The organism is Sphingobacterium alimentarium (genome assembly GCF_004342685.1).
Lineage (GTDB): Bacteria > Bacteroidota > Bacteroidia > Sphingobacteriales > Sphingobacteriaceae > Sphingobacterium > Sphingobacterium alimentarium.
Window position 1 is genome coordinate 20,510 of the sequence record NZ_SMBZ01000048.1, and the last position, 7,483, is coordinate 27,992.

Annotated in this window: 11 protein-coding genes; 10 read left to right on the forward strand and 1 reads right to left on the reverse strand. The window is 39.5% G+C overall.

Features of this window, described 5'->3' with window-relative positions; all coding sequences use genetic code 11:
* Positions 1 to 13: 13 nt before the first annotated feature.
* The 8 genes from EDC17_RS14225 to EDC17_RS14260 all read left to right on the forward strand — a co-directional run bounded on the left by EDC17_RS14225 (position 14) and on the right by EDC17_RS14260 (position 4,755).
* Positions 14 to 301 carry a hypothetical protein gene (locus tag EDC17_RS14225; RefSeq protein ID WP_019974903.1) on the forward strand — a complete coding sequence of 96 codons (288 nt, stop codon included), beginning with the start codon at positions 14 to 16 and terminating at the stop codon, positions 299 to 301.
* A complete protein-coding gene (gene traM / locus EDC17_RS14230) occupies positions 288 to 1,622 on the forward strand; it encodes a conjugative transposon protein TraM (protein ID WP_034727217.1) in 1,335 nt (444 codons plus the stop codon). Before EDC17_RS14225 ends, traM begins: the two co-directional genes overlap by 14 nt.
* Positions 1,623 to 1,646: 24 nt before the next feature.
* Positions 1,647 to 2,540: a conjugative transposon protein TraN gene (gene traN, locus EDC17_RS14235; protein WP_034727220.1), complete on the forward strand. Its 894-nt coding sequence runs from the start codon at positions 1,647 to 1,649 to the stop codon at positions 2,538 to 2,540.
* 21 nt (positions 2,541 to 2,561) lie between these two features.
* Positions 2,562 to 3,122, forward strand: coding sequence for a conjugal transfer protein TraO (locus EDC17_RS14240; RefSeq protein ID WP_034727223.1), 561 nt, complete (start codon positions 2,562 to 2,564; stop codon positions 3,120 to 3,122).
* Between the two features lie 12 nt (positions 3,123 to 3,134).
* Complete coding sequence (locus EDC17_RS14245) at positions 3,135 to 3,584, forward strand: DUF3872 domain-containing protein (protein WP_034727225.1); 450 nt, start codon at positions 3,135 to 3,137, stop codon at positions 3,582 to 3,584.
* 111 nt (positions 3,585 to 3,695) lie between these two features.
* Positions 3,696 to 3,983 (forward strand): hypothetical protein, encoded by a 288-nt coding sequence (locus tag EDC17_RS14250; RefSeq protein WP_034727228.1) that lies wholly within the window; start codon positions 3,696 to 3,698, stop codon positions 3,981 to 3,983.
* 174 nt (positions 3,984 to 4,157) lie between these two features.
* Positions 4,158 to 4,469 carry a helix-turn-helix domain-containing protein gene (locus EDC17_RS14255; RefSeq protein WP_038699366.1) on the forward strand — a complete coding sequence of 104 codons (312 nt, stop codon included), beginning with the start codon at positions 4,158 to 4,160 and terminating at the stop codon, positions 4,467 to 4,469.
* Positions 4,450 to 4,755, forward strand: coding sequence for a helix-turn-helix domain-containing protein (locus tag EDC17_RS14260; RefSeq protein ID WP_038699364.1), 306 nt, complete (start codon positions 4,450 to 4,452; stop codon positions 4,753 to 4,755). Before EDC17_RS14255 ends, EDC17_RS14260 begins: the two co-directional genes overlap by 20 nt.
* On the opposite strand, the gene EDC17_RS14265 is transcribed toward EDC17_RS14260, so the two are convergent.
* Entirely contained in the window at positions 4,739 to 5,476 is a 738-nt protein-coding gene (locus EDC17_RS14265; protein ID WP_038699362.1) for a YoaK family protein, read from the reverse strand. The genes EDC17_RS14260 and EDC17_RS14265 overlap by 17 nt on opposite strands.
* A 307-nt stretch (positions 5,477 to 5,783) precedes the next feature.
* Between EDC17_RS14265 and EDC17_RS14270 the strand changes: the two genes are divergently transcribed.
* Complete coding sequence (locus tag EDC17_RS14270) at positions 5,784 to 6,245, forward strand: response regulator (RefSeq protein ID WP_132778716.1); 462 nt, start codon at positions 5,784 to 5,786, stop codon at positions 6,243 to 6,245.
* 158 nt (positions 6,246 to 6,403) lie between these two features.
* Positions 6,404 to 7,483: Na+/H+ antiporter NhaA (nhaA, locus tag EDC17_RS14275; RefSeq protein ID WP_132778717.1), on the forward strand; the 1,080-nt coding region annotated here is incomplete at its 3' end.

Below are 7,483 nucleotides of genomic sequence, written 5' to 3' on the forward strand. Positions count from 1 at the left end.
AAATAGTAAGGTTATGAAAAAACTAAGAGCAAATATGGACAGGTACTTTGACAAGCTGGACGAACGCTGGCGGGCATTGCCCTTGCGGAAACAGCACCAATACACACTTTACTTTTTTGTGGGGTATCTACTGCTTACGGCAGGTGTCATTTGCAAAGTATGGTACGATACCTCAAAGTCGGGTAACGATATGGTCATCGAGCATATCGAAAACCCTGTCCTCAAAAAAAGTGAAAGTCCTGCAAGATTGCAGGACACATTATCAACAATTCTAAAAAACAAGATTTATGAAAGAAAATGAGAACAAAAAGTCGGTTGTTCGGGTAACCGAGGGTAGCCCGGCAGCAACCACTGATGGACTGCAAGACGGTACACAGAACAAAGCCGAAAAGCTCAAAAAGCCACTCATCTTTGGCTTAATGGGAATTGTCTTCGTAGGTTGTATGTACCTCATATTTAAACCATCCGCAGACAAAAAGGAAATTGAGAACATTGGGCTGAACGATGCAGTACCGGAGGCTACCGGAGCAGGAATGCCTGCCGACAAAGGCAAGGCTTACGAGTTGGAAATGCTGGAACGCAAAGAGCAAGAAAAACGCAATGCACTTACCACGCTTTCTGACTATTGGAATACTGAAGACAAAAAAGAGCCTAATGATGAATTTCCCGAAGAAGACGAAAACAGCAGCTATGGCGTTGGCAGAGGTTCGGGAAGAAACGGCAATCCTGCATTGAGCAGTTACCGCAATGCACAAAGCACATTGGGTTCATTTTATCAGGATAACAACTCTGAAACAACAGAACTCCGCAGGCAATTGGACGAACTAAAAGAACAATTAGCCGAGAAAGATGTACCTAAATCTGTAACCGTTGATGACCAGCTTGCCCTAATGGAGAAATCCTACCAGATGGCGGCAAAGTATCTGCCAACAGGTACAAATTCGACAGAAGCCCCACCTGCTAAGGATGCAGGTACGGCTACCGCAGGTTCAACTCAAAAGGAGCATTTTGTGGCATTCACACCTACAAGAAAGAACACCGTTTCCGCTTTGTATCGTGAGCCTACGGACAGTGCCTTTTTAGCCGATTGGAGCGAAACAAGAAACCGGGGCTTTTATACCGCAGGTTCTATTGAGCAAACGGCACAACCGAAAAACAGTATCAAAGCCTGTGTACACGATGCACAAACGGTTATCGGCGAAACAGGGGTACGATTGCGATTGTTAGAGCCAGCCCAAACGCCTCAACGTACCATTCCAAAAGGAACGATTGTAACAGCTAACGCTAAATTTCAGGGAGGTCGATTACAGCTAAAAATTACCTCCGTAGAATTAGAGGGCAACATCATTCCGGTGGATATAACCATTTACGATTTGGACGGACAGCAAGGCTTGTACGTTCCGTATTCGCCCGAAATGAACGCCCTTACCGAAATGGCGGGCAATATGAGCCAGACTTCGGGAACAAGCATAATGCTCACGCAGAATGCAGGACAACAGGTTGCTGCTGATTTAAGCCGTGGCGTGGTACAGGGTGTTTCGGGCTATTTCGCCAAAAAGGTAAGAACCCCAAAGGTTACGCTAAAAGCGGGGCATCAGGTCTTCCTTGTATCTAAAAAATAATATTGAACTCAAATAATTTAAACAATGAAAAATCATTTAAAAACCTTTTGGGCATTTGCCCTGATACTCGGCTTTGCCGTACAGTCTTACGCACAGGATAGTGCAAGAACTAAACTTGCATTGGGCAAGATACAACCGTATAGAATGGAAGTTACCTATGATAAGACTTCACACCTGATTTTTCCGACCGCTATCCGTTACGTGGATTTAGGCAGCGAATATCTGATTGCAGGAAAAGCAGAAGATGCAGAAAACGTGTTGCGTGTAAAAGCAACGGTAAGGGATTTTGAACCAGAAACCAATTTTTCAGTCATTACGAATGACGGACGTTTTTACAGCTTCAATGTGTATTATAGTTCCTATCCGGAGGCAATGAGCTATGACCTGCTCACGATGCAAAAGGCAGTAGATAAAGCCAATGGTAACGATGTGCTTTTTGAAGAATTGGGCAACAATTCTCCGTCATTGGCAGGCTTGCTGTTGGAAACGATTTACAAGAAAGACAAACGTATTGTAAAGCATATCGGGGCTAAGAGCTTCGGTATTCAGTTTATCCTCAAAGGCATTTACATACACAACGGCAAATACTATTTCCATACGGAATTGAGAAACCGTACCAATGTGCCATTTCAGATTGATTTTATGAATTTCAAGGTAGTGGATAAAAAGGTAGCCAAACGTACCGTAGTGCAGGAACGCCCGATGATACCGCTTAGGACTTACAAGCCACTGGACGACATTGCTGGAAAAACAATCGAACAAAACGTCTTCCTGTTAGACCAATTTACCATTGCCGATGACAAGGTACTGCTGATTGAGATTTTCGAGAAAAACGGAGGCAGGCATCAAACGCTCCAGATAGAAAATTCCGACTTAATCAAAGCTCGTTTGATTAACGATATGCACCTGAAATTTTAATAACCTTTTAAAGTAAATAATATGAAAAAGTATATCTATACCGTGATGCTCATCTTTATGGCCATCACGGTCACACAGGCACAAAGAATGTTACCTAAACAGAAAGGATTGGAAGTGAGTACGGGTGTGCTGTCCGATGATAAAATCGGTAACGATTATTATATCAATGTAGCAATGACCGTAAACGGCAAAAATGGTAACTATCAGCTTTGGGCGTTGGAATACACTCATCAATACCACGATTATAAAGACCTCCGCATACCGCAGGAAACTTATACCGCAGAGGGCGGTTACAGCTTCTTCCTCTTGGGCGATGCCCGTAAGAACATCACGCTGAACTTCGGAATAACAGGTGTAGTCGGTTACGAAAGTATCAACCGTGGCGAAGCAATGTTGTATGATGGAGCAAAAATTTTGAGCGAGGATAATTTTATCTACGGAGCTGGTGGACGGCTCACATTTGAAACGTACCTGTCCGACCGTTTTGTGTTAGTCCTGCAAGGGCGTACAAAGGTTTTGTGGGGTACAGACTTGGAACAGTTCCGACCGTCCGCAGGCGTGGGATTAAGGTTTAATTTTTAAAACGTAAAAACAATGATAGCAATATTCAATAAATTCAGGATAGGATTAAGCTCAATATATGTACTCTTGGCAATCCTCACAGCTTCGGTTACGTTGGTATCTTGTAGCAAAGACGATGAACTCGAAATACAGAACGATTTCCCTTTTGAGGTCAAAGTAATGCCTGTACCCAAAGATGTTGCCAGTGGGCAGACCGTAGAGATACGGATTACCATACAGCGAACAGGCAATTACAGCAACACGCAATATTTTCTCCGCTACTTCCAATTTGACGGTCAAGGCACATTGCGGTATTATGACGAACCACCGTATTTGCCAAACGATTTGTATTCGTTGCCAACGGAGCAGTTCCGGTTGTATTACACTTCGTCATCTACCGTATCACAATCCTTTGAGGTTTGGATTTCGGATAACTTCGGTAACGAAAAGCAGTTGAGCTTTCAGTTCAACAGTAGTGATTAATGCTACTTATATAAAAGCAAAACCGACTGTTACAGGTCGGTTTTTTGCTTTTCAGCTTTCGGTGTACGTTGTTTTTTGTTTAAATTTACTTGAATTATAATCTTAACGGGTATGGATACAGTTACGGCTCAATTGGTGTTTGGTATTATTGTTATCGTTATTGCGATAGTGCTTATTTATTGGATAAACCGCAGGAAATTTTACAGGCGTAATGGTATGGGTGCAGAGGGATTTTCGAGTTTTGAAGCATCTGTATTTACCCGTTTTATAGAACGTATCGGCAAATGGATTGCCTATGCTTTAATTGTTGTCGGTATTGTCTGTATATGGACTTACAGCCAAATGAAAAAGGATAAGGAAAAACAGGAAGTAAAGACAGAGCAACCTGCTCAACACTGACTTTTTTCTAACAATATTTTGAATAAATCGGATAGCCCAAAAGGTTATCCGATTTTTCGTTTGTAGCAAACGTAAAACGCCAAACACTACCTTTCAACGCCAATCAATACTACATTTTCCAACCCTGTAACACCCCTTAATATCTTCGACTTCCACAGAAAAAATGAGCAAAAAATGGAAGTTATCGCAATACAAAAATCCGCATTGGACGGAATGAAAAATGAGCTAAGGGAACTTTTGGAAATGACCGAAAATGCTGTAAGGAAATACACCCCGATTTTCAAAGAAGAGCAATGGCTCGATAACCAGGAAGTGTGTTTGATGATGAACATTACCAAACGGACTTTGCAGACCTACAAGGACAAAGGCTTATTGCCTTATTCCAAACTGAACCGCAAGAATTATTACAAACGCTCGGACGTACAGGCTTTACTCGAAGCCGGACTGCCGTATAATACAAATGACAATGAATTTACTGACGAATGAAGCTGATGAAATCGTCGTCCATCAGGAAATGATAATGCAGTTGAGAAACTGTATCGAAGAAATACTGAAAAACTACCGTCCCGTAATGAACGGAGAGATATATCTTTCGGGCGAAGATATTTGCAAGCTGTTACATATCAGCAAACGGACTTTACAGCAATATCGTGATGATAATATCCTGCCATTTATACAAATTGGAGGTAAGATAATTTATAAGGAAACAGATCTGGTAAGGATACTGGAAGAGAACTATACCGGGAAAAATACGGTCAATGATGGTTTCTGAACTTTCTTTTCAGATAATAGTACCGAAACAATAACCGGTCATACCATAAAGCGAAAAATAACAATCCTACCGGAAGCAAAAGAGTTCTTAATTCAAGATATGAATAAGTAAAGCCACCTATTATACAACCCAAAAAGAAACAACAGATGATTGCCAGCTTTAAGAATATACTTTTATTCAACTGTATCCGTTCTGGCCGATCTCTGTAAAAGAACAGCTGTGACAGTTCTATTCCCAGATCCGTGAACAAACCCGTCAGGTGGGTAGTTCTTACCACCGATTGGGATACCCTTGTTACCAATGCATTCTGTAATCCCATAGAAAAAAGTAGAGCTGACGATAATAGAATTGAAAACCTGGCATATTCATTCGGTAGTAAAAATGCTGAAAAACTCACCGCCAATAATATGATTATTTCAAGGAATATGGGTATAATATAAGGTGTTTGTGGTTTGTATTTTGAAACCCACTCCATAATAAGACTTGAAACAAACGCTCCAAACAGAAAAAACAAAATGTAAAATAAATATGCAAAAGCCATTCTGTAATTTCTTAAAACAAGTTCCTCAGAAAAAAAAGCAAAATGACCTGTTACATTAGTAGTTAGCGTATGTAATTCTAAAACACCGGTAATGTTTACGACACCTGCTACACCGGATAATATTGAGGCTAATTTTAGGTTGTGTGTATAAGTACGACCTTTGCCTTTATGTCTAAACATTTGCTTCCTTTTGTTGTAAATTTACAAAATTGCTGTTGCCCTTTGTTCATAATTGTATATAATCTGTAACATTCGTACATTTGCTTTATTAAATATAGAAATACTTAAAGTGTTTTTGATTTAAGTCCCACATTGAAAACTGGTAATTTTTAGACAACGGGACAATAAGGAAGAACGCTCATGCCATAGGCGTGGGCGCTCGCTTATTCGTTGTCGGGTATACCAGTACCTCAATGTGCGGTAAGTGTAGTTGCCTGCGCTTTCTTTTTGTGCAGGAAACTCCATTAACTCAAAATCTGACAATATTATGGAATCTGGTACAACACAACAAAAAATCACCCTCTCCTTTATCAATGATAAAAGCCCAATTTTAGATTTGATTTGCAATGATTTCATTGCTTCAGGAACTGAAGTCTTATTTCGTTCGGAAAGCATTAAAGATGGACTATCACAATTGTTTTCATTGAATGAACTTCCCTATGTTTGTATTATTGACCTTGATTTTTACGACAAGAATGTGCTGGCACAGGTTCAAGAATTAAGGACAGAATATCCAACCATAAAGCTTATTGCTCATAGTGATATTGATGCTGAAAAAGTCGTAAAACCTCTTTTTGAAATTGGTTTTTCTAGTTATTTGCTCATTGGTAGCGATACAGACGATTTCAAGAAAGCCATTGAAGTTGTTATCAATGGCGGAAGATATTTTAGTGTGGGAGTAGCAAAAATCGCGCAGGAATATTTTAATAATGATTTTCATAGTGAATAAAGTAATTCCTTCTACTAACTTATTAATAAGTTTTATTTCAGCCATATTCTTCATAATGGGAAAAAACTTATTCTGTAATTTAAGCAGTAATTATCCCTTTTGCTAGCTCATTCGCAACATTATTCGTATATTGCGATATTTAATTTTTACAGATAAATATGCCGAAAAAAATCAATCTAAAGATTTTCAAAGACTTTGTTGAATCAAGTAATTTTGGAGGTTTCCTCCTTTTTTTATGCGTAGTGATTTCAATGATAGTGGCAAATACATCAATGGCCGCTCCGCTACAAAATTTATTGGACACAAAGCTGGGGTATGAAAATGAAGCCATACACCTCAATTATTCCGTAAGTATGTGGATCAACGACGGATTGATGGCAATCTTTTTTCTGTTGGTAGGTCTGGAAATTAAAAGAGAAATTGTTGAAGGAGAACTCTCTTCTCCCAAGAAAGCTATTTTGCCTATCCTTGCTGCTATCGGTGGAGCAGTAGTACCCGCATTGATTTATGTAAGTTTTAATTCCGGTAGTGAAACAGCTTCCGGCTGGGGTATTCCTATGGCTACGGATATTGCTTTTGCATTGGCCGTAATTTCGCTGTTAGACAAAAGAGTACCAACCAGTTTAAAAATATTTTTAGCGGCTTTAGCGATTGTGGATGACTTGATTGCCATTTTAGTCATTGCAATTTTCTATTCATCCGGAATTGAGTTAGGCTATCTAGGCTATGCCGGAATTGGAATGCTAGTACTGATTTTGATGAACCGTTTTAATGTTAAAAATCCCTATCTATATCTAATACCAGGAGTTTTTGTATGGTATTTTGTGCATCATTCTGGCATTCATGCCACTATAGCAGGTGTACTGGTAGCTATGACCTTGCCAACCAATGATACAGAAGTTGAATCTCCGTTAGAGAAACTAGAACATGCACTTGTAAAACCGGTAAATTTTCTGATTATTCCCATTTTTGCATTCGCTAATACAAATATTACAATTCATCAGGAAATGATAGAAGGACTGACTTCCCCGTTAGGTTTAGGTATTTCACTGGGATTAATTTTTGGTAAGCCCATTGGCATTGTTGCAACCTCTTTGATATGTTCTAAATTAGGGATAGGTCAACTTCCTGCAAACAGTAACCTTATTCACATTATTGGCTTAGGATTATTAGCTGGAATAGGTTTTACAATGTCCATATTTATATCTATGCTTTCATTTGACAATCAGGTTTTCATT